We start from the raw sequence: 21,322 nt of genomic DNA, 5'->3' as shown, positions 1-21,322 counted from the left end.
CCGGACCGGCGATGTTTGCGCAAACATCGACTGTGGTGGCGACCGGGCACCGCCCCGGTGGCCGGAACCAGCGGACGGAGGCCCGCCATCGTGAACAGACACAGCACCACCCGGCGACTTGCCACGGCGGTCAGCGCGGTGATCGTGGGTGTCAGCGCCAGCGTGGCCGGACCCGCCCACGCCGCCACCGACACCTCCGCCGCTTCCCCCGGTTCCACCGCCACCGCCGACGTCGACGCGGCGGCAGTGGTCACCGTCCGACCGGATCCGGCCTACCTCGGACAGCCCTTCCAGGGCTGGGGCACCAGCCTGGTCTGGTTCGCCAACGCCACCGGCGACTACCCCGACGAGATCCGCGACGAACTCGCCGACCTGCTCTTCGGCGACGACGGACTCAACCTCAACATCGCCCGCTACAACATCGGCGGCGGCAACGCCCCCGACGTGCCCGACTACCTGCGCCCCGGCGGCGCCGTACCCGGCTGGTGGCAGGCGCCCGAAGGCACCACCCGCACCGACCGCGACTGGTGGAACCCGGACGACCCGACCCACTGGAACTGGGCCGCCGACCCGGCGCAACGCTGGTGGGTGGACCGGATCAAGGCCGACGTCACCCACTGGGAGACGTTCAGCAACTCGCCGCCGTGGTTCCAGACCGTCAGCGGGTACGTCTCCGGCGGCTTCGACGCCACCACCGACCAGATCCGCCCGGACACCGTCGACGACTTCGCCACCTACCTGGTCCGCGTCACCGAGCACCTGGAACAGGCACACGGCATCGACGTCGCCACCATCGACCCGCTCAACGAGCCGAACACCCCGTACTGGTCGACCCGGCTCGGCCCCGACGGCCAGCCGGTCGGCGGCCGCCAGGAAGGTGCCCACGCCGGGCCGACCAGCCAGCAGCAGGTCATCGCCGCCGTCGACGCCGCGCTGCGGGCCGCCGGCAGCGACACCGCCATCGCCGCGATGGACGAGACCAACCCGGGCACGTTCCTGACCAACTGGAACGCCTACAGCGCCGCGACCCGGGCGCGGATCGCCCAGCTCAACGTCCACACGTACGGCACCGGGCAGCGCACCGCCGTCCGCGACCTCGCCAAGGCCGAAGGCAAGCCACTGTGGATGAGCGAGGTGGAGGGTTCCTACGGCAGCGGCGGGCAGGACTTCACCAGCATGCTGCCCGGCCTCGGCATCGCCCGCAACGTCGTCGACGACCTGCGGGAGCTGGAACCGGCGGCCTGGGTGCTCTGGCAGCCCGTCGAGGACTACGACAACATGGCCCCCGGCGGCGAGTTCCCGGCCGGATCCAACTGGGGCAGCATCCAGGTGCCGTTCGACTGCACGGCCACCGACACCCTGCAGACCTGCCCCATCTACACCAACACCAAGTTCGACACGCTGCGCAACTTCACCCACCACATCCGCCCCGGCGACCGGCTGATGGCCGTCGACGACCCGGACAGCGTCGCCGCCCTCGCCACCGGCAAACGGGCAACCGTCGTGCACGTCAACGCGACCACCGCCGCCCGTACCGTCCGGTTGGACCTGTCGGCGTTTCGCACCGTCACCGCCGACGCCACCGTCACCCCGGTGGTGACCAGCGCCGACGGTGCGCTGCGCACCGGCACCCCGGTCCCGGTCCGCGACCGCGCCGCCAGCCTGGACGTGCCGGCCCAGTCGGTGACCACCTTCCTGATCGACGGCGTCTCCGGTGTCCTGCTCGACGAGACCCTGATCCGCGACACCCACGTCTACCGGCTGCAGGGCGTGCCGAGCGGACGGTCGCTGACCCCGTCCGGCTCCGCCCTGGTGATCCGCACCGACGTGCCGCAGGCCCCCGAACAGCTGTGGCAGCTCACCCGGCTGACCGACGGCTACGACAACCGGGCCCGCTACACCGTCGGCACCGTCGACGGTGACCGCTGGCTCGCCGTCGTCGACGACACCGCCACCCTGGTCGACGCCACCGGCACGCCCGGTCCGCAGGCGCAGTGGATCCTCTCCACCACCGGCGACGGCACGTACACCGTCGTCAACGTCGCCACCGGTCGGCTGCTCGACGTCGGCGGTCAGGCCACCAACGACGGTGCCGCCGTCTCCGTCTGGCTGCCGAACTCCGGCGCCAACCAGCGCTGGCGGATCATCGACGAACGGGTGGTCGGCCTCACCCCGGTCGAGCTGTTCACCACCCCCGGGGTCGCGCCGACGCTGCCGGCGACGGTGGTCCCGGTGCACCCGGACGGACCCCGGGGCGCACTGCCGGTGACCTGGCGCGACATCGCCCCGGTCCGGTGGCGCGAGACCGGCACCGTCGCGGTCACCGGCCGCGTCGTCGACGCCCAGGGCCGCACCCACCTCGCCCGGGCCACCGTCGTGGTCGACACTCTCGAATCCACCGTGCCGACCCGGGCCAAGACGTTCGTCGGCGGCACCCCCGACCTGCCGGCCACCGTCACCGCGACGTCGAGCCAGGGGATCACGGTGACCCGGCCGGTCGACTGGGACACCGCACCGCCCGGCGCCTTCGACGAGGTCGGAGTGGTCACCCTCACCGGCCGCGCCGACGCCGGTGCCGGCGTCACCCTGCCCGCGACGGTACGGGTCCAGGTCACCGCGCCGGTCGAGGCGACCACGCCGGTCGCCGGGGTCGAGGCCAGCTTCACCGAACCCGGCTACTCCACGGTGGGCCTGACCAACGGCAACCTCACCGACAAGGCCTGGTCCAACTGGCGCTCCGGCACCAAGAACGCCACCGACACCCTCACCGTCACCCTGCCCCGGGAACACACCCTCAACCGGGTCCGGGTCCACTTCTACCGCGACGGCTCGGACAGCTACGCCCGCAGCGTCACCGCCCAGCTGCGCGACGGCGCCGGCAACTGGGTCGACGCCGGGGAGCCGGTCACCGTACCGACGCCGACGCCGACCGCGCCGGTGGTCGACGTGCCGGTCACCGCCACCACCGACGCGGTCCGGCTGCTCCTCACCGCCCACCCGGACCGGCACATGACGCTCAGTGAGATCGAGGTCGTGGTGGCCGCGCCGGGCACGTCGGCGGTCGCCGACGCCGGGAGCATCGCCGTCGACGGGGTGCCGCTGGCCGACTTCGACCCCGGGCGCACGCAGTACGCCGTACCGGCGGGTGAGCGCCCCGGGCAGGTCGACGCGACCCCCGCCGACCCGTACGCCGACCTGACCGTCACCCAGGCGCAGCCCGACGCGCCGACCGCGACCGTGGTGGTGACCAGCGAGGACGGCACCCGGACCCGGACCTACCGGATCGACTTCCAATGACCGGCGGTACGGACCCGGCGGCGGCGATCTCGGTCACAGACACCGGTGGCGGCCGGCTGTGACAGTGGGTGGGTGAGCACACCGGACGATCCGCCACCCACCGTACGGCCGGCGGCGCGCCGCCTTCCCGGGGTGCTGGCGCCCTGGCTGGCGCTGGTCGTCGCCGGCCTCGGCGGCGTCGCGTCCGCCTCGCAGAGCGCGGTCAACGCCGAACTCGGCGCCCGGATGGGCAGCGCCGCCATCGGCGCGGTCGCCAACAACATCGGCGGCTCCCTGCTGGTCGCCGCCGGACTGGTGCTCCTGCCGTCGATGCGGTCCGGGCTGCGCACCCTGCGGGCGGCCCGGCTGCCCTGGTGGACGTACCTGGGTGGGATCGGCGGGGCGTTCTTCGTCACCACCGCCACCTACGCGGTGCCGGTGCTCGGGGTGGCGGTGCTGACCATCGCCCAGGTGGCCGGCAACAGCCTCGGCGGGCTCGTCGTGGACCGGGTCGGGCTGGCGCCCGCCGGCCGGCTCGCGGTCACCGGTCCCCGGCTGGCCGGGGCGCTGCTCGGCGTCGGCGCGGTCGTGGTGGCCCAGCTGGGGCGGCCGGTGGGGCAGTTTGCGGTCGGGTTGATCGTGCTCGCCGTCGTCGGTGGGCTGGCGGTGTCGATCCAGTCCGCGCTCAACGGCCGGGTGTCGGCGGCCAGCACCACCGCCATGGGCATCGTGGCGAACTTCGTGGTCAGTACCCCGTTGGTGCTGATCGCCGCCGGCCTGCTGGGGGCGTACGGGGCGGCTGTTGGCCGTCCCTGGCCGGGCGAGTGGTACCTCTACCTCGGTGGGCTGTTCGGGGTGGGCATCGTGGTGGCGCTGCTGGTCGGGGTCCGGTCGGTGGGGGTGCTGCGGACCGGTCTCGGGGTGGTCGCCGGCCAGCTCGTCGGCGCGCTGCTGATCGACGTAGCCGTCCCCGGCGGACCCGGTGCCAGTTGGGGACTGCTGGCCGGCGCGGCACTGATCATCGTCGCGGTGGTCGTCTCCGGCCGGGGTGCCCGTCAGCCTGCCCGCACCACCCCTCCGACTCCCAAGATCGCGACGATCTTGCAGAAATCGATGGACAAAAGCGACAAAAACTCTCGATAACTGCAAGATCGCGGCGGCGGGGGACCTGCTGTGGTCGGCGCCGCGTCGCAGGGTGGCAGACTTGGGCGGGTGGCAGACGAGCTGACAAAGGAGTCCCCACCGACGGCGACGCCCGCCCCGGGGGGTACGGGCAACGTGGTCGTCCGGCCGCGCCGGATCCGGGTGATGTGCTGGTCGTTGGCGGCCGCGCTGGTGGTGGTGTTCACGACCGTCAGCTTCGGCCTGACCGGCTCCACCGGGGAGAACCTCGGCACCTTCCAGCGTGGCGACCAGGCGGCGATGATCGGCCTGGGCGTGCTCGGTGCACTGATCATCCTGATGTTCACCCGGCCCCGGGTCGCCGCCGACGCCGCCGGGATCCGGGTCCGCAACGTCCTGCGCTCGTACGAGCTGCCGTGGGAGCTCGTGGTCGCGGTGCGGTTCGACCGGGACGCCGCCTGGGCCAGCCTGGAGTTGCGCGACGACGAGCTGGTCCCGGTGCTGGCGTTGCAGGCGGTCGACCGGGAGCACGCCGTCGAGGCCGTCCGCGCCCTGCGGGCGCTGCACGCCGCCGCCACGAACGGCTGAGCCCCGCCACACCGCCACGGGCGACCGTCGCCACCAGGCGGTGAGTTCGCCAGGCCGAGGGTGGGCCTGGCCCACGGTTTGCGGTGCGCCTGGTATCGTTGACAAGTCGACCATGCTGTCGCCGTCCCGCGCTCCTGTCGGAGCCTGGTCGGCGGCGGTCACGAAAGCGGAGCGCCTGCTCCCACCCGCATCGCGGATCAACCTCCAGCGGTCGGGTCCGGTCACCCGACACGCGACGGATCCCCGCCGCCTGTGGGGTCGACGCCGTCGACGGCGTCAGCTGACCGGTCGAGCAGGCCCTGGCATGTGTGCCAGGGCCTTCTGCTTTCCCCAGGTGTCCCCAACCGGGGGGTGCCTGCGGCGGGCGACGGCACCACGCAGATTACGACTCGAGGAGGCCCCATCAGCGTCGAACCACGCGTGAACGAGCAGATCCGGGCACGTGAGGTCCGACTGGTCGGCCCTGAAGGTGAGCAGGTGGGCATCGTCCCGCTGGAGCGCGCCCTGCAGCTGGCCGCGGACGTCGACCTGGACCTGGTTGAGGTTGCGCCGATGGCGCGCCCGCCGGTGTGCAAGCTCATGGACTTCGGCAAGTTCAAGTACGAGAGCGCACTCAAGGCGCGCGAAGCGCGGCGTAACCAGCAGCAGACCGTCATCAAGGAAATGAAGCTCCGGCCCAAGATCGATCCGCACGACTACGAGACCAAGAAGGGTCACGTGGTGCGGTTCCTCAAGGCCGGCGACAAGGTCAAGGTCACGATCATGTTCCGTGGTCGGGAGCAGAGCCGACCGGAGCTGGGCTACCGGCTGCTGCGCCGGCTCGAATCGGAGATCTCGGATCTGGGGTACGTCGAGGCCGCCCCCAAGCAGGACGGCCGGAACATGATCATGGTGCTGGCCCCGCACCGGGCCACCAAGGCAGCGGCGGCCGCCGCCACCGCGGCCCGGGTCGGACCCGGCCGCGAACCGCGCGACGGTGTCGCCGAGGGAACACCGGCCGCCGAGGTCGAACCCGCCGGCAACACCGGCGAGTGACAGGGGAGAGACGCAACAAATGCCAAAGATGAAGCCGCACACCGGCATGGGTAAGCGGGTCAAGGTGACCGGACGGGGCAAGATCCTGTCCGAGCAGGCCGGCAAGCGCCACCTGCTGGAGGGCAAGCCCTCCACCCGGACCCGTCGGCTCACCGGCACCGTCGAGGTGTCCCCGGCCGACGTCAAGCGCATCAAGAAGCTGCTCGGCCGCTGACGCGCGCCACTGACCTGAAGGAGTAGGTGAAATGGCACGCGTCAAGCGGTCCGTCAACGCTCAGAAGAAGCGCCGTACCCTGCTGGAGGACGCCAGCGGCTACCGGGGCCAGCGCTCCCGGCTGTACCGCAAGGCCAAGGAGCAGGTGCTGCACTCGATGCAGTACGCCTACCGGGACCGTCGTGACCGCAAGGGCGACTTCCGGCAGTTGTGGATCACCCGGATCAACGCGGCGGCCCGCGCCAACGGGATGACCTACAACCGGCTCATCCAGGGCCTGCGCCTGGCGGGTGTCGAGGTCGACCGCAAGATCCTCGCCGATCTCGCGGTCAACGACGCCCCCGCCTTCGCGGCGCTGGTCGAGGTGGCCCGTACCGCAGTGGCCGCCGAAGGCACCGGCGGCGCGGCGGCCCAGGCCGCCTGACCCGCACGAACCTGATCCGCGCACAGCGGCAGGCGAGCAGCAGCACGCGCACCGCGGCACCAGCCGCGAAGCGCAACAGCACACAGCACGACACACGGCACGAAACGAGGCGTCCGGCATGACCGCACCACGGCCAGCCGGACGCCTCGACCACGTTCCGGCCGAGGCAACGGGCCAGTCCCCGGGCGGGCGGACAGCGGCACCGTTCACCACCCGTACCCCCAGGATCGTGGCCGCCCGGCGGCTGCACCGCCGCCGCGACCGCGACGCCACGCGGCGCTTCCTCGCCGAAGGCCCGCAGGCGGTCCGCGAAGCCCTCGCCGCGCCGGGCGTGGTCCGGGAACTGTTCACCACCGCCGCCGGCCTGCACCGGTACGCCGACCTCGTCGACGCGGCGGCCGCCACCGGTGCCACCGTCTCCACCGTCGACGACGACGCCCTCACCGCGCTGACCGAGACCGTCACCCCGCAGGGCGTCGTCGCCGTCTGCGACCACGTCGACGTCACCCTCGACGCCGCGCTGGGCCGGCGCCCCACCCTGGTCGCCGCCCTCGCCGAGATCCGCGACCCCGGCAACGCCGGCACCGTCCTGCGCACCGCCGACGCCGCCGGAGCCGGCGCGGTGATCTTCGCCGGTGCCGCCGTCGACCCCTACAACGGCAAGTGCGTCCGGGCCAGCGCCGGCAGCCTGTTCCACCTCGACGTGGTCCGCCACGACGACCCGGCCCACGCCGTCGACGCGCTCCGCGCCGCCGGCCTGCGGGTGCTGGCCACCACCGGCCACGGCGACACCGACCTCGACGACCTCGCCGACTCCGGGGCGCTGGCCGCGCCCACCGCCTGGCTCTTCGGCACCGAGGCCCACGGCCTGCCCGTTGAACTGGTCGACCGCGCCGACGCCCGGGTCCGGGTCCCGCTGTACGGGCGCGCCGAGAGCCTGAACCTGGCTGCCGCCGCCGCCGTCTGCCTGTACACTTCGGCCAGAGCACAGCGCCCAGGAAGGCCCCCGCGATGAGCGTCAGCGACCAGCCGATGCGCCGTCACCGGCGCCGTGGTTGCGGTGTGCCACCTCGTCAGCTGTTTACCCGGCCCGCCGGTTCCGGCGGGCAGCAGGGCTGAACCGACACCACCCTGCTCCCTGGCACCCACCGGCGGGCTGCGGCAACGCCGCGCGTCCGTAGACTCTTGCCGGTCATCGGCCCCGGTGACCGCACGCCGCGAGGGAGTGCCCGCACGTCATGACCTACCGCAACGACCCATACGATCCGAAGCAGGTCGCGCTGCTCGACCCGGCCGCGCTCGCCGGTGCGGTCGCCGACGCCGAGAAGGCGTTCGCCGAGGCCGCCGACCTGGACGCGTTGACCGCGCTGCGCCACCAGCACCTCGGTGACCGCGCCCCGATCGCGCTGGCCCGCCGGGAGATCGGCGCCCTGCCGCCGGCCGCCAAGTCCGACGCCGGCAAACGGGTCAACGAGGCCCGCGCCGCCGTGCAGGCCGCGTACGACGCCCGGCGCGGCGAACTCGAAGCCGAACGGGCCCGCCGGGTGCTGGCCGAGGAACGCGTCGACGTCACCCTGCCGTACGACCGCCGCCCGCGCGGCGCGCGGCACCCGCTGACCACCCTGATGGAACGCATCGGTGACCTGTTCGTCGGAATGGGCTACGAGGTCGCCGAAGGCCCCGAAGCCGAGCTGGAGTGGACCAACTTCGACGCGCTCAACATCAGCCCCGACCATCCGGCACGTGGGCTGATGGACACCTTCCACCTCGACCTGCCCGGCCTGGTGCTGCGCACCCACACCTCACCGGTGCAGGCCCGCACCATGCTGACCCGGCAGCCGCCGATCTACGTGGTCTGCCCGGGACGGGTCTACCGCACCGACGAACTCGACGCCACCCACACCCCGGTGTTCCACCAGGTCGAAGGGCTCGTCGTCGACCGGGGCATCACCATGGCGCACCTCAAGGGCACCCTCGACCACTTCGCCCAGGCGATGTTCGGCGCCGACGCGCGGACCCGCTGGCGGCCGCACTACTTCCCGTTCACCGAGCCGTCCGCCGAGTTCGACGTCTGGTTCCCGCAGCACCGCGACGGGCCACGGTGGGTCGAATGGGGCGGCTGCGGCATGGTCAACCCCCGGGTGCTGCGGGCCTGCGGCATCGACCCGGAGGTCTACTCCGGCTTCGCGTTCGGCATGGGCATCGAACGCACCCTGATGTTCCGCCACGGCATCAGCGACATGCGCGACATGGTGGAAGGCGACGTGCGGTTCACCCGCGCGTTCGGGATGGAGGTCTGAATCATGCGGATCGCAATCTCCTGGCTGCGCGAACACGTCGACCTGCCCGCCGACCTGACGACGCAGCAGCTCGAAGACGCCCTCGTCGGGCTCGGCCTGGAAGTCGAGTCCATCGTCGACCTGGCCGGCTCGGTCACCGGCTCCCTCGTCGTCGGCGAGGTCCGCGAGATCGAGGAACTCACCGGCTTCAAGAAGCCGATCCGGTTCTGCCGGGTCGACGTCGGCACCGCCAACGGCACCGGCGAACCACAGGAAATCGTCTGCGGCGCCACCAACTTCGCCGCCGGCGACAAGGTCGTCGTCATCCTGCCCGGCGGGGTGCTGCCCGGCGGCTTCGCCATCGGCGCCCGCAAAACCTACGGGCGCAACTCCAACGGCATGATCTGCTCCGCCCGCGAACTGGGCGTCAGCGACGACCACGCCGGCATCATCGTGCTGCCACCGGACGTCACCGCCGCGCCCGGCGACGACGCCCGGCCCGTCGTCGGCCTCGACGACGTCGTGGTCGAGGTCGAGATCACCCCCGACCGGGGGTACGCCATGTCGGTACGCGGGATCGTCCGGGAACTCGCCCAGGCGCTCGGCGTACCGTGGCGGGACCCGGCGGCTGTCGACGCACCCGGCGCCACCGACACCCCGGCGTACCCGGTCGAGGTCCGCGACACCGTCGGCTGCGACCGGTTCGCCGCCCGGATCGTGCGCGGCATCGACCCGACCGCGCCGACGCCGCAGTGGATGGTCCGCCGGCTGACCACCGCCGGGGTACGCAGCATCAGCCTCGCCGTCGACATCACCAACTACGTGATGCTCGAACTCGGCCAGCCGATGCACGCCTTCGACGCCGACCGGATCGCCGGCCCGCTGGTGGTGCGCCGGGCGGTCGCGGGGGAGAAGCTGACCACCCTGGACGGGGTGGCCCGGGTCCTCGACGCCGAGGACATGGTGATCTGCGACGACACCGGGCCGATCTCGCTCGCCGCCGTGATGGGCGGCGAGACCAGCGAGGTCGTCGCCGACACCCGTACCGTGCTGTTCGAGGCCGCCCACTGGGACCCGGTGATGGTCGGGCGCACCGCCCGGCGGCACAAGCTGTTCAGCGAGGCCGCCAAGCGGTGGGAACGCGGCGTCGACCCGGCGCTGCCGCTGGTCGCCATCGACCGTGCCGTCCGGCTGCTCACCGAACACGCCGGCGGCGAGGCCGGCGCGGAGATCCTCGACATCGACCACGTCGCCCCACCGGCCCCGATCGTGATCGACGCCGGGCTGCCGGGCCGCCGGGTCGGGGTGGCGTACCCGCCGCAGCGGGTCGTCGAACTGCTGGAAGCCGTCGGCTGCACCGTGGCGACCGGCGCGCGGGCCGGAGTGGCCAGCGCCAGCACCGTCGCGACCGGGGCGGCGACCGCCACCTCGGCGGCGTCGGCACCCGACGACGGCGCCGCGCCGCTGGTCGTCGCCCCGCCGAGCTGGCGGCCCGACCTGACCGACCCGGCCGACCTGGTCGAGGAGGTGGTCCGGCTGGACGGCTACGACAACGTGCCCAGCGCCTTGCCGCCGGCCCCGGCCGGGCGTGGGCTCACCGCCACCCAGCGGCGACGCCGGTCGGTGGCGCGGGCGCTGGCCGAAGCCGGCCACGTCGAGGCGCTGTGCTACCCGTTCGTCTCCCCGCGGGCCGCCGACGACCTGGGGCTGCCCGCCGACGACCCGCGCCGCGACGCGGTCCGGCTGGCCAATCCGCTGGCCGACACCGACCCGCTGCTGCGCACCACCCTGCTGCCGCCACTGCTGGCGACGCTGCGGCGCAACATCGGCCGGGGGCAGCGCGACGTCGCGCTCTACGAGATCGGCGTGGTGTTCCAGCCCCGCACGGGCGCTGCCGCGCCACCGGCGATGGGCGTCGACGACCGGCCCGACGACGCGGTGTTCGCCGCCGCCGACGCCGCCGTACCGCACCAGCCGTGGCACGTCGCCGTGGTGCTCGCCGGTGAGGTGGCCCCGGGTGGCTGGTGGGGTGCCGGACGCCCGGCCAGCTGGGCCGACGCCGTCGAAGCCGGCCGGATCGTGCTCGACGCCGCCGGCGTCCCGGCCGGCCGGGTCGAGGTCCGGGCCGGCGAGTACGCACCCTGGCATCCCGGCCGCTGCGCCGAGCTGCTGGTCGACGGGGTCGTGGTCGGCCACGCCGGGGAGCTGCACCCGGCGGCGGTCGCCGCGCTGGAACTGCCTCGGCGTACCTGCGCGATGGAGCTGGACCTGGACGCGGTGCCGCCGGCTCCGGTCGTGCCGGCACCGGACTTCGCCAGCTTCCCGCCGGCGTTGATCGACGTCGCGTTGGTCGTCGACGAGGCCACCCCGGCGGCGCAGGTCCGCGCCGCGCTGGTGGCCGGTGCCGGCGAGCTGCTCGAATCGGTCCGGCTCTTCGACGTGTACGCCGGCGAGCAGCTCGGCGCCGGGCGCAAGTCTCTGGCGTACAAGCTGGTGTTCCGGGCCCCGGACCGCACGCTGACTGTGGAGGAGGCGGTGGCGGCCCGCGACGGCGCGGTCGCCGAGGCCGCTACGCGGCTCGGGGCCACCCTGCGCGGCGCCTGACCGTACCGACGCCGGAGTCCCGGCCCGGTCTGCCCGTGGTCGCGGCGGACCAGGCCGGGACCACGGGCAGACTGGACTGCCAGCGACCGTGGTCAGCGGCGCAGCAGGGCGGCGAGGTCGACGGCGTCGGCCATCGCGGCGCAGCCGGCGTCGTTGGGGTGCAGGTGGTCGCCGCTGTCGTAGGTGGCCGCCAGCCGGTTCGGATCGGTCGGGTCGGCCAGCGCCGCCGCGAAGTCGATAACCCCGTCGAACGCGCCGCTGGTCCGAATCCAGTGGTTGACGTCGTGCCAGATCTCCTGCCGCTCAGGAGTGTCCAGGAACGAGCCGCCGAACGGCGGCACGGTGCCACCGAAGATCGGCAGCCCCTGTGCCCGGGTCTGCACGATGACCTGCTGATAGCCGGCGATGATGTCGGCGGCCGGGGTGCTGTAGCCGATGTCGTTGGTGCCCTCCAGGAGGATCACCGCCCGTACCCCGGTCTGGGCGTAGACGTCGCGTTCCAGGCGGGCCAGCGCAGGCACACCCCAGTACGGTTCGCCGTCGCGCGGGGCGAGCAGCCGGTTGCCACCGAGCCCGGCGTTCACCACGGACAGGGTGGGTCCGGGGCGGTCGTGCAGCCGGCGGGCGAGATGGTCCGGCCAGCGTTGGTTGGCGTTGCCGGTGGTGCTGGCGGTGTCGGTGATCGAGTCGCCCAGCGCGACGACGCTGCCGACGACCCTGGGGCCCGCCTGTATGTCGATTCCGTCGACCAGCATCCAGCACGGCGTGTCGGCGTACCCGTCGGCGGTCGGTGCGGTCGCCCGGTCACCGGCCGCGAGGTGGTTGCCCTGGGCGGTGAACGGATGGTTGGTCACCGGCCCGGTCGGCTCCGGTACGTAGACGCTGACCAGCAGGGTGCTGAGTGCGGCGACCCGCAACGGCACCGGGTCGCTGAGTGCCCGCCCGCCGGCGGCCACGGTGACCTCCCGCTGCCCGCCGAAGGTCAGCTCCCGCATCGAGCCGGCGACAGCGGTCGCACCGTCGCGTTGGACGGCGACCGACGCCCGGCCGACCTTCAGTGCCCGGGTGCCGAACGTGTTGGTGACCCGTACCCGCACCGCCGTGCCGCCGGCGCTGACGAAGGCGACGTTGCGGATGGTCTGGTCGGCCAGCCCGTCCCCGGCCGGGCAGTCCGACCAGGGAATCGTGCTGCCCTCGACCGGGCTCGGCGCCCAGGCGGCGACCCATGTCGCGCCGCGCCCGTCGGTGCCCGCCGGTCGGGCGTGTGCCGAGGGCCCTGAGGGTGCGGCCGCGCCGACGGTCGCGGCGAGCGCGGCCGCGATCGTGACCGCCAGGACTGAGCCACCGCTGAACGCCGCCGCCCGCCCCGCTGATCGGGTACCTCGGACCGGGGTGGTTGAGTCAGCCGTGTAGGTGTGATTGTCGCTGGGACGCACGCCCACCTCCTTTTCGGTCGGCCCGACCGGACGTCGGGCCGATTGACAATGATAGATATATATATCGATCCAGGTGGTTGCGTCGCGGTTGTGGCAGGCTCCCGCAGCGGGGAACGCGGGAGCGGAAGCCGGTCCCACTCCCGCCGACGTCGCGCGTCTCGCCGCCACCGTCGGGATCATCCAGCTCTGAGACTTCTTCAGGTCAGGTCTCGGTTCCGATGTGGGCGAAACGTGGGCCGACCCTCCGACTAGGATGCAGGCATGCCTCAATGGCGGACGACACGTCTGGTCGCCGGCGCGTCGATCGTCGTGTTCGCGGTGGCCGCGTTCACCACCGGCCAGCCGGACTGGGGCTGGTTCCTCACGCTCGCCGTCGGGCTGCCGTACGCGGTCCTCGCCATTCCCGCGCGGTGCGGCGAGCCGCTGTGGCGCGACGGCGACTGCCCGTACCTGGGGCCTGGTCTGCTGGTCGGCTGCCACCTGCACCGCCTCGACAAGATCGAGCGGCTCCTTGGCGCGCAACCACGGACCCCGGCCGGCGACCGCCAGGGCGGGTCGGCCGTAGCGCTGCCGCCGGGCCGCAGTTCAGCCGTGGCGCGCCGCGTCGGGGAGGGTCTGGGTTTCGTCGCCGCCCTGCTGGGCGCCGTCGCCGGTCTGCTGGTCCTGCTCGGGGTGCCGTCGCCCGGGTAGCCCGAGGTCACCGCTGCCGGGTCTGCCGGTAACGGGCCAGCAGTTCCAGCACCTCGGCCTTCAACCCGCCGACGAACTCCGTGGCCGGGATCGCCGCGAACTCCTCCTCGCTCATCCAGCGCAGCTCGGAGTGATTGCCTGAGGACGGCTCACCGCGCCCGACCCGGCGGCAGAGGAACCGGATGCCCGGGATCACCGGCACGTCGGCCTCCCGGATCGTGTAGAAGCAGTGCAGGTCCTCGCGGACCTCGACGTCCAGGCCCATCTCCTGCTGAAAGTGCCGGCGGACGCCGTCAGTGAACGTCTCGGAGTAGCGAAGCTGCCCTCCGCAGCCCTCCAGGAGGCCGGGAAACAGCGCCCGCTCGGCCGACCGACGGGCCAGCAGTAGCCGGATGCCGCCGCTGTGGTCCTCGGTGAAACAGATCCCGGCGACGTGCACCTCGGGCGTCTCGCGCAGCCGTTCACGCGGCACGAACTGCGAGGCGATCTCGTGACTCACCCAGACCGGCACCTCGCCGATACCGCGTAGCCGACGGATCTGGCTGGTCATGCCGCGCACGTCGCGGGGGAGCTCGGGGAAGTCGTCGCGGTCGATGACGATGCCGAACGGGCGGGCCTCGGCGCACAGCCGGGAGCACTTGTTGAGGTTGTGCCCGGCCCAGTCGTCGCCGGTGCGGATGACCTTGCGGACGACGCCCCAGCCGAGTCGTAGGTCGGTGCGGTGGCCGACCCGGTTGGCGAACTCAGCACAGTGTCGGGCGAAGTCGGCGTCGACGCGGTTGACGATCGTCAGCACCCGGGAGAGCATCGCCGCCAGTTCACGAGGGCTGTTGCGTTCCGGGATCTCGCAGATCAGCAGGGCACCGTCGCCGAGCGGCTTGAGGCTGTACGTCTCGGGGAAGCGTCGCCGCAGGATCGTGAAGAACCCGGCGATGAACTGGTCGAGGTTGATGAAGACCTCGTTGGTCTCGGACCACCGGGTGAATCCGCGCACGTCGACGAAGATCGCCAGGACGCTGCGGTCCTCCGCCATGTGCGCTCCCACCGCCTCGTCGGGTCCCGCACGGCTCCGCTGGTGATCTGCCCGGTCCATGCTGCCGATGCTAGGCAGGAGCCGTCCCGATCGCCGGCTGCGACACATCCGCCGATACCGCATCGCCGGGGTGTCTTCTGAAGGTGTCTCGCGTCCAAGGGTCGGTGTGTCGACCTTAGCCGACAATGGACAGCTGTGGATCGACTGTCCGTACCTCGACACCGACCGCGTCGGCACCGGTGGTGGTTAGGCTGGGCGGTATGCCGAAGGCCATCTGGAACGGGCTCGTGATTGCCGAGAGCGACGACACGGTCGTCGTCGAAGGAAACCACTACTTCCCCAGGTCGTCGCTGCGTGACGACCTGGTACGCGACTCCGACACCCACACGCACTGCCCGTGGAAGGGCGACGCATCCTACTTCTCGCTGGAGCACGAGGGTCAGCGCAGCGCCGACGCCGTCTGGTACTACCCGGAGCCGCTACCGGCGGCTGACATGATCCGGGACCGGGTCGCCTTCTGGCGCGACGTCGAAGTCGTCGACTGACAGCGGCACGTCACTCCTCCACCCCCTCAGTCCGCGACGATCTTGCAGTTATCGAGAGCATTTGTCGGAATTGTCGATCGACAACTGCAAGATCGCGAGGATCTTGGGAGGGTCTTGCCGGGGCAGCTGCATCCTGATACCTTCCACTGCATAGAAATGCGGAGGTGGGTATGGGCATCCGGGTCGCCGTCGCCGGCGCGAGCGGGTACGCCGGGGGAGAACTGCTGCGGCTGATCGCCGGGCACCCCGAACTGGATCTGGTCGCCGCCACGGCGCACAGTCAGGCGGGCGCGCCGGTCGCCGCCGTACATCCGCATCTGGCCGGCCTCGACCTGACCTTCGCCGGCACCGACGCCACCAGCTTCGCCGACGCGGACCTGGTCTTCCTCGCCCTGCCGCACGGGGAGTCCGCAGCGATCGCCGCGACCCTGCCCGCCGGGGTCAAGGTCGTCGACCTCGGTGCCGACCACCGGCTGACCGACGCCGCCGCCTGGGACCGCTACTACGGCGGCCGGCACGCCGGTGCCTGGACGTACGGCCTGCCGGAGCTGCCCGGCCAGCGGGACCGGATCGCCGCCGCCGACCGGGTCGCCGCCACCGGCTGCTACGCCGTAACCATCACCCTGGCACTCGCCCCGCTGATCGCCGCCGGCGCGGTGGACCCCACCGACGTCGTGGTGGTCGCCGCCAGCGGCACCTCCGGCGCCGGCCGGGCCGCCAAGACACACCTGCTGGCCAGCGAGGTGATGGGCAGCCTGTCGCCGTACAAGGTCGGCGCGCATCAGCACGTCCCGGAGATCAAGCAGGCCACCGGCGCGACCAGCCTCTCCTTCACTCCGGTGCTGGCCCCGATGCCGCGGGGCATCCTGGCCACGGTCACCGCCCGCCCGGCCGGCGGTGCCGACGCCGCCGGAGACCAGGCCGCCGCCGTGCGCGAGGCGCTGACCGCCGCGTACGCCGACGAACCGTTCGTGCACCTGCTGCCCGCCGGCAGTTGGCCGACCACCGCCGCGACCCTTGGCTCCAACGCCTGCCACCTGCAGGTGACCACCGACATCGACTCGGGACGGGTGATCGTGACAAGCGCCATCGACAACCTCGGCAAAGGTGCCGCCGGCCAGGCCGTACAGTGCGCCAACCTGATGCTCGGCCTGCCGGAGACCACCGGCCTGACTGCGCTCGGGGTCGCGCCGTGAGCGCGAGGAACGCAGCGCAGCGGAGTCCCGCAGTCGCGAACGAAGGGTGGCTCAGGTGAGCGTCACGGCACCGAAAGGGTTCCGGGCGGCCGGGGTGGTCGCCGGGCTGAAGGCCAGCGGTGCGGCCGACGTGGCGTTGGTCGTCAACGACGGGCCGGCCACTGCCGCCGCCGGGGTCTTCACCGCCAACCGGGTGCAGGCCGCACCGGTGCGGTGGAGCCGGCAGGTGCTGCGCGTCGGTGCGCTGCGGGCGGTGGTGCTCAACTCCGGCGGGGCCAACGCCTGCACCGGGCCGGCCGGCTTCCAGGACACCCACGCCACCGCCGAACACGTCGCCGCGACGCTCACCAAAGCAGGCGGTACGGGCGTCGGGGCAGGTGAGGTCGCGGTCTGCTCGACCGGGCTGATCGGGGAGCGGCTGCCGATGGACAAGCTGCTCGCCGGGGTCGATGCCGCGGTGGCGGCGTTGTCCGCCGACGCCGGACCGGCCGCCGCCGAGGCGATCATGACAACCGACACCCGGTCGAAGACGGTGGTGATCGACGGCGCGGGTTGGCGGGTCGGCGGGATGGCCAAGGGCGCGGGGATGCTCTCCCCGGCCATGGCGACGATGCTCTGCGTACTGACCACCGACGCGCTCGCCGACGCCGCCGATCTCGACGCCGCGCTGCATGCGGCCTGCCGGACCAGCTTCGACCGCATCGACTCCGACGGCTGCCTATCCACCAACGACACGGTGCTGCTGCTGGCCAGTGGCGCCTCCGGGGTCACCCCGTCGGTCGAGGAGCTGACCGCCGCGGTCACCGCCGCCTGCGCCGACCTGGCCCGGCAGCTGATCGCCGACGCCGAAGGGGCCAGCAAGGAGATCGCCATCGAGGTGCTCGGCGCGGCCAGTGAGGCCGACGCGGTGCAGGTCGGCCGGGCAGTGGCCCGCAACAACCTGGTCAAGACCGCGCTGTTCGGCAACGACCCCAACTGGGGGCGGATCCTCGCGGCGGTCGGTACCACCAGCGCCGCGTTCGACCCCGACCAGCTCGACGTGGCGATCAACGACGTGTGGATCTGCCGGGACGGGGCCGCCGCCGCGCCCCGCGACCAGGTCGACCTAACCGGCCGGCAGGTGCACATCCGCGTCGACCTGCACGCCGGGACCGACACCGCGACCATCTGGACCAACGACCTGTCCCACGCGTACGTGCACGAGAACTCGGCGTACTCGACATGATCGACCCGCACACCCAGCTCAGCCGGGACCTCAGTGCCGCCCAGGCCAAAGCGGCCACCCTGATCGAGGCGCTGCCCTGGCTGGCCCGTTTCCACGGCGAGACGATCGTGGTCAAGTACGGCGGCAACGCCATGATCGACCCGCAGCTGCAGCGGGCGTTCGCCGCGGACATGGTCTTTCTGCGTTACGCCGGCATCCGGCCGGTCGTGGTGCACGGCGGCGGGCCGCAGATCTCCAGCATGCTGCGCCGGCTCGGCATCGCCAGCGAGTTCAAGGGCGGCCTGCGGGTCACCACCCCGGAAGCGATGGACGTCGTCCGGATGGTGCTCGTCGGCCAGGTCGGCCGGGAACTCGTCGGCCTGATCAACGAGCACGGGCCGTACGCGGTCGGTCTGTCCGGTGAGGACGCCCACCTGTTCACCGCCGTGCGCCGCCCCGCGTACGTCGACGGCGAACCGGTCGACGTCGGCCAGGTCGGCGACGTCGACACGGTCAACCCGTCGGCGGTCGCCGACATCATCGCCGCCGGCCGGATTCCGGTGATCTCCACGGTCGCCCCCGACGTCGACGGCGTCCTGCACAACCTCAACGCCGACACCGCCGCCGCCGCGCTGGCCATCGCGCTGGAGGCCCGCAAACTGGTCGTCCTCACCGACGTGCCCGGCCTGTACGCCGACTGGCCCGACACCGCCAGCCTGATCAGCCGGATCACCGCCGACGACCTGGCCGGCCTGCTGCCCACCCTCGCCGCCGGCATGGTGCCGAAGATGGAGGCCTGCCTGCGGGCGGTACGCGGCGGGGTGCCCGCCGCGCACGTGGTCGACGGCCGGGTCGCCCACTCCACCCTGCTGGAAGTCTTCACCTCCGAAGGCTTCGGCACCATGGTCACCGATCCGACGAACGACGGGGAGTCCTGAATGACCTCGCTGCGGGACCGCTGGTCCGCATCGTTGATGGACAACTACGGCACGCCGCCGCTGGCGCTGGTACGCGGTGAGGGTGCCACCGTCGTCGCCGAGGACGGCCGCCGCTACCTCGACCTGCTCGGCGGGATCGCGGTCAACGCGCTCGGCCACGCCCACCCGGCGATCGTCGAGGCGGTCACCCGCCAGATCGGCTCCCTCGGCCACGTCTCCAACCTGTACGTCGCCGAGCCGCCGGTCGCCCTGGCCGAACTGCTGCTGGCGCTGACCGGTCGCCCCGGCGCGGTGTTCTTCGGCAACTCCGGTGCCGAGGCGGTCGAGGCGGCGTTCAAGCTGTCCCGCCGGACCGGGCGCACCCACGTGGTCGCCACCCACGACGGCTTCCACGGCCGGACCATGGGTGCGCTGGCGTTGACCGGGCAGCCGGCCAAGGCCGACCCGTTCCGGCCGCTGCCCGGCGAGGTCACCCACGTGCCGTACGGCGACGCCGACGCGCTCGCCGCCGCCGTCACCGACCGCACCGCCATGGTGATCCTGGAGCCGATCCAGGGTGAGGCCGGTGTCGTGGTGCCGCCGCCGGGCTACCTGGCCGCCGCCCGGGAGATCACCACCCGGCACGGAGCCCTGCTCACCCTCGACGAGGTGCAGACCGGGGTCGGGCGGACCGGCCACTGGTTCGCCCACCAGGCCGACGGGATCACCCCGGACGTCGTCACCCTGGCGAAGGGTCTCGGCGGCGGGCTGCCGATCGGCGCCTGCATCGCCTTCGCCGACACCCAGGTCGGGGACCCGGCCGCACCACTCACTCCGGGCGCGCTGCTCACCCCGGGCAGTCACGGCAGCACCTTCGGCGGCAACCCGGTCTGCTGCGCGGCCGCGCTCGCCGTACTGCGGACCATCGCCGCCGACGGTCTGCTCGACCACGTCAAACGGGTCGGCGAGCAGTTGCGCCGGGGCGTCGAGGCGCTCGGCCATCCGCTCGTCGCCTCGGTACGCGGCGCCGGCCTGCTGCTCGGGATCGTGCTCACCGCGCCCGTCGCGCCGGCGGTCGCCGTGGCCCTGCGTGACGCCGGATTCCTGGTCAACCCGGCGCAGCCGGAAGTGATCCGGCTGGCCCCGCCGCTGATTCTCACCGCCGAGCAGGCCGACGGGTTCCTCGCCGCGTTGCCTGCCGCGTTGGACGCCGCCACCACCACAGGAGAAGGCTCGTGACCCGGCACCTGCTGCGCGACGACGACCTCAGCCCCGCCGAGCAGTCGGCGGTGCTGGACCTGGCCGCCGCGATGAAGGCCGACCGGTACGGCCACCGGCCGCTGGCCGGCCCCCGTTCGGTGGCGGTGCTGTTCGACAAGCAGAGCCTGCGGACCCGGTTGTCGTTCGACGTCGGCATCGCCGAGCTGGGCGGCAACCCGATCGTGGTCGACACTCAGGCCACCCATTTCGGTCGCGGCGAGACCCTGGCCGACGCCGGTCGGGTGCTGTCGCGCTACGTCGCGGCGATCGTGATGCGTACCTACGGCGACGACCGGCTCGCCGAGGTCGCCTCGGGGTCGGGCGTGCCGGTCGTCAACGCGCTCACCGACGGGTTCCACCCGTGTCAGCTGCTGGCCGACCTGCTGACCGTGCGGGAACACTGCGGCGGTACGGCCGGGCGGACCCTGACCTACGTCGGCGACGCGGCGAACAACATGGCGAACTCGTACCTGCTGGCCGGGGCGACCGCCGGCATGCACGTACGGGTGTCCGGGCCGGCCGGCCACGACCCGGCGGCGGCGGTCGTCGCCCGGGCCGCCGAGATCGCCGCCTGGACCGGCGGATCGGTGCAGCTGATCCGGGACCCCCGGGAAGCCGTCGACGGTGCCGACGTGATGGCCACCGACACCTGGACGTCGATGGGGCAGGAGGCCGACGGCCGGGACCGGCGGACGCCGTTCTGGCCGTACCAGGTCAACAAGGAACTGCTGGCGCTCGCCGCACGCGACGCGATCGTGCTGCACTGCCTGCCGGCGCACCGGGGTGAGGAGATCACCGACGACGTGCTCGACGGCGGCCACAGCGCCGTGTTCGACCAGGCGGAGAACCGGTTGCACGCGCAGAAGGCGCTGCTGGCCTGGCTGGTCGCCCAGACCGGTGACGATGTGCGTGCCGGTGCCGGTGGCGGTGTGGGTGCCGGCGACGACGGACCTGCCGGGGGGCACCGGTGACCGGGCCGGGGACCCGCACCGCCCGGCACGCCCGGATCATCGAGCTGATCCGGGCCAAGGCGATCCGCTCCCAGACCGAGCTGGCCGAGCTGCTCGCCGGTGACGGGATGCAGGTCACCCAGGCGACGCTGTCGCGTGACCTGGAGGAGCTCGGTGCCGTCAAGGTGCGCGGGCGCGACGGCGGGCCGGCGGTCTACCTGATCCCCGAGGACGGCAATCCGACGCTGCGCCCGTCCGAGCAGGCCCCGGCGCGACTGGTCCGGCTGCTGCACGAACTACTCACCGGGGTCGACGCCAGCGCCAACATCTGTGTGCTGCGGACCCCGCCGGGCGCGGCGCAGTTCCTGGCCAGCGCGCTGGACCGGTCCGGCCTGCCGGACGTGGTCGGCACGATCGCCGGCGACGACACCATCCTGGTCGTCGCCCGGGACCCGGCCGGCGGCGCCGAGCTGGCCGAGAAGCTGTCCGCCTGGGCCGCTACCCCACCCAGCGACGCCCGGCTGTCGGGCACCGGGAGCTGATCAGCAC

At 72.8% G+C, this 21,322-nt stretch carries 19 protein-coding genes and 2 pseudogenes; 19 read left to right on the top strand and 2 right to left on the bottom strand.

Going from position 1 to position 21,322, the window contains the following annotated elements:
* The first annotated feature begins 90 nt into the window (after window positions 1-90).
* The 11 genes and pseudogenes from O7608_RS22445 to O7608_RS32190 all read left to right on the top strand — a co-directional run bounded on the left by O7608_RS22445 (window position 91) and on the right by O7608_RS32190 (window position 11,542).
* Window positions 91-3,297 (top strand): RICIN domain-containing protein, encoded by a 3,207-nt coding sequence (locus O7608_RS22445; protein WP_289206478.1) that lies wholly within the window; start codon window positions 91-93, stop codon window positions 3,295-3,297.
* Window positions 3,298-3,369: 72 nt separating this feature from the next.
* The gene (locus O7608_RS22440; protein ID WP_289206477.1) at window positions 3,370-4,419 is read left to right on the top strand and encodes a DMT family transporter; all 1,050 of its coding nucleotides are present in this window, start codon (window positions 3,370-3,372) and stop codon (window positions 4,417-4,419) included.
* Between the two features lie 165 nt (window positions 4,420-4,584).
* On the top strand, window positions 4,585-4,986 hold the full coding sequence (locus O7608_RS22435; RefSeq protein ID WP_289210991.1) for a PH domain-containing protein: 402 nt from the start codon (window positions 4,585-4,587) through the stop codon (window positions 4,984-4,986).
* A gap of 420 nt (window positions 4,987-5,406) precedes the next feature.
* The gene (infC, locus tag O7608_RS22430) at window positions 5,407-6,021 is read left to right on the top strand and encodes a translation initiation factor IF-3 (protein WP_289206476.1); all 615 of its coding nucleotides are present in this window, start codon (window positions 5,407-5,409) and stop codon (window positions 6,019-6,021) included.
* A gap of 19 nt (window positions 6,022-6,040) precedes the next feature.
* Window positions 6,041-6,235 (top strand): 50S ribosomal protein L35, encoded by a 195-nt coding sequence (gene rpmI, locus O7608_RS22425; RefSeq protein WP_282227658.1) that lies wholly within the window; start codon window positions 6,041-6,043, stop codon window positions 6,233-6,235.
* 31 nt (window positions 6,236-6,266) lie between these two features.
* Window positions 6,267-6,659, top strand: coding sequence for a 50S ribosomal protein L20 (gene rplT / locus O7608_RS22420; RefSeq protein WP_282227657.1), 393 nt, complete (start codon window positions 6,267-6,269; stop codon window positions 6,657-6,659).
* A gap of 118 nt (window positions 6,660-6,777) precedes the next feature.
* Complete coding sequence (locus O7608_RS22415) at window positions 6,778-7,674, top strand: TrmH family RNA methyltransferase (protein WP_289206475.1); 897 nt, start codon at window positions 6,778-6,780, stop codon at window positions 7,672-7,674.
* 223 nt (window positions 7,675-7,897) lie between these two features.
* Window positions 7,898-8,959, top strand: a complete 1,062-nt coding sequence (pheS, locus tag O7608_RS22410; protein WP_289206474.1) for a phenylalanine--tRNA ligase subunit alpha — start codon at window positions 7,898-7,900, stop codon at window positions 8,957-8,959.
* A 3-nt stretch (window positions 8,960-8,962) separates the two neighbouring features.
* Window positions 8,963-10,313: pseudogene (locus tag O7608_RS32200) on the top strand (phenylalanine--tRNA ligase subunit beta); the annotation flags it as partial.
* A pseudogene (locus O7608_RS32195) lies at window positions 10,286-11,197 on the top strand (phenylalanine--tRNA ligase subunit beta); the annotation flags it as partial. The pseudogenes O7608_RS32200 and O7608_RS32195, both read left to right, overlap by 28 nt.
* The gene (locus O7608_RS32190; RefSeq protein ID WP_421361226.1) at window positions 11,195-11,542 is read left to right on the top strand and encodes a phenylalanine--tRNA ligase subunit beta-related protein; all 348 of its coding nucleotides are present in this window, start codon (window positions 11,195-11,197) and stop codon (window positions 11,540-11,542) included. The pseudogene O7608_RS32195 and the gene O7608_RS32190, both read left to right, overlap by 3 nt.
* A 92-nt stretch (window positions 11,543-11,634) precedes the next feature.
* Here the strand turns inward: O7608_RS32190 and O7608_RS22400 are convergent, their stop codons facing one another.
* Entirely contained in the window at window positions 11,635-12,978 is a 1,344-nt protein-coding gene (locus O7608_RS22400) for an SGNH/GDSL hydrolase family protein (protein ID WP_289206472.1), read from the bottom strand.
* 261 nt (window positions 12,979-13,239) lie between these two features.
* Here O7608_RS22400 and O7608_RS22395 point away from each other — a divergent pair, with 261 nt between their 5' ends.
* Complete coding sequence (locus tag O7608_RS22395) at window positions 13,240-13,668, top strand: hypothetical protein (protein ID WP_289206471.1); 429 nt, start codon at window positions 13,240-13,242, stop codon at window positions 13,666-13,668.
* Between the two features lie 7 nt (window positions 13,669-13,675).
* Here O7608_RS22395 and O7608_RS22390 read toward each other — a convergent pair whose 3' ends face one another.
* On the bottom strand, window positions 13,676-14,761 hold the full coding sequence (locus O7608_RS22390; protein WP_289206470.1) for an NUDIX domain-containing protein: 1,086 nt from the start codon (window positions 14,759-14,761) through the stop codon (window positions 13,676-13,678).
* 200 nt (window positions 14,762-14,961) lie between these two features.
* Between O7608_RS22390 and O7608_RS22385 the strand changes: the two genes are divergently transcribed.
* From O7608_RS22385 to O7608_RS22355, 7 genes are all read left to right on the top strand, one after another.
* Complete coding sequence (locus tag O7608_RS22385; RefSeq protein ID WP_289206469.1) at window positions 14,962-15,246, top strand: DUF427 domain-containing protein; 285 nt, start codon at window positions 14,962-14,964, stop codon at window positions 15,244-15,246.
* Window positions 15,247-15,416: 170 nt separating this feature from the next.
* Window positions 15,417-16,442 (top strand): N-acetyl-gamma-glutamyl-phosphate reductase, encoded by a 1,026-nt coding sequence (gene argC, locus O7608_RS22380; protein ID WP_289210990.1) that lies wholly within the window; start codon window positions 15,417-15,419, stop codon window positions 16,440-16,442.
* Window positions 16,443-16,497: 55 nt separating this feature from the next.
* Entirely contained in the window at window positions 16,498-17,667 is a 1,170-nt protein-coding gene (gene argJ, locus O7608_RS22375; RefSeq protein ID WP_289206468.1) for a bifunctional glutamate N-acetyltransferase/amino-acid acetyltransferase ArgJ, read from the top strand.
* Window positions 17,664-18,584, top strand: a complete 921-nt coding sequence (gene argB / locus O7608_RS22370; RefSeq protein ID WP_289206467.1) for an acetylglutamate kinase — start codon at window positions 17,664-17,666, stop codon at window positions 18,582-18,584. Before argJ ends, argB begins: the two co-directional genes overlap by 4 nt.
* Entirely contained in the window at window positions 18,585-19,802 is a 1,218-nt protein-coding gene (locus tag O7608_RS22365) for an acetylornithine transaminase (protein ID WP_289206466.1), read from the top strand.
* Window positions 19,799-20,794, top strand: coding sequence for an ornithine carbamoyltransferase (argF, locus tag O7608_RS22360; RefSeq protein ID WP_289206465.1), 996 nt, complete (start codon window positions 19,799-19,801; stop codon window positions 20,792-20,794). Before O7608_RS22365 ends, argF begins: the two co-directional genes overlap by 4 nt.
* Entirely contained in the window at window positions 20,791-21,315 is a 525-nt protein-coding gene (locus tag O7608_RS22355) for an arginine repressor (protein ID WP_289206464.1), read from the top strand. Before argF ends, O7608_RS22355 begins: the two co-directional genes overlap by 4 nt.
* Window positions 21,316-21,322 lie beyond the last annotated feature (7 nt).

Origin of the sequence: Solwaraspora sp. WMMA2056, from assembly GCF_030345095.1 — a bacterium.
In the GTDB taxonomy this organism is placed as follows: domain Bacteria; phylum Actinomycetota; class Actinomycetes; order Mycobacteriales; family Micromonosporaceae; genus Micromonospora_E.
Note: the sequence above shows the minus strand (reverse complement) of the source record. Positions and strands in the feature narration are given on the sequence as shown.

Excerpts from the sequence above, each read along its gene's own strand:
- pheS (WP_289206474.1), top strand. The coding sequence starts at position 7,898 with ATGACCTACCGCAACGACCCATACGATCCGAAGCAGGTCGCGCTGCTC.
- argC (WP_289210990.1), top strand. The coding sequence starts at position 15,417 with ATGGGCATCCGGGTCGCCGTCGCCGGCGCGAGCGGGTACGCCGGGGGA.
- O7608_RS22415 (WP_289206475.1), top strand. The coding sequence starts at position 6,778 with ATGACCGCACCACGGCCAGCCGGACGCCTCGACCACGTTCCGGCCGAG.
- O7608_RS22390 (WP_289206470.1), bottom strand. The coding sequence starts at position 14,761 with ATGGACCGGGCAGATCACCAGCGGAGCCGTGCGGGACCCGACGAGGCG.
- argB (WP_289206467.1), top strand. The coding sequence starts at position 17,664 with ATGATCGACCCGCACACCCAGCTCAGCCGGGACCTCAGTGCCGCCCAG.
- O7608_RS22365 (WP_289206466.1), top strand. The coding sequence starts at position 18,585 with ATGACCTCGCTGCGGGACCGCTGGTCCGCATCGTTGATGGACAACTAC.
- rpmI (WP_282227658.1), top strand. The coding sequence starts at position 6,041 with ATGCCAAAGATGAAGCCGCACACCGGCATGGGTAAGCGGGTCAAGGTG.
- O7608_RS22385 (WP_289206469.1), top strand. The coding sequence starts at position 14,962 with ATGCCGAAGGCCATCTGGAACGGGCTCGTGATTGCCGAGAGCGACGAC.
- O7608_RS22395 (WP_289206471.1), top strand. The coding sequence starts at position 13,240 with ATGCCTCAATGGCGGACGACACGTCTGGTCGCCGGCGCGTCGATCGTC.
- O7608_RS32190 (WP_421361226.1), top strand. The coding sequence starts at position 11,195 with ATGGAGCTGGACCTGGACGCGGTGCCGCCGGCTCCGGTCGTGCCGGCA.
- O7608_RS22435 (WP_289210991.1), top strand. The coding sequence starts at position 4,585 with ATGTGCTGGTCGTTGGCGGCCGCGCTGGTGGTGGTGTTCACGACCGTC.
- rplT (WP_282227657.1), top strand. The coding sequence starts at position 6,267 with ATGGCACGCGTCAAGCGGTCCGTCAACGCTCAGAAGAAGCGCCGTACC.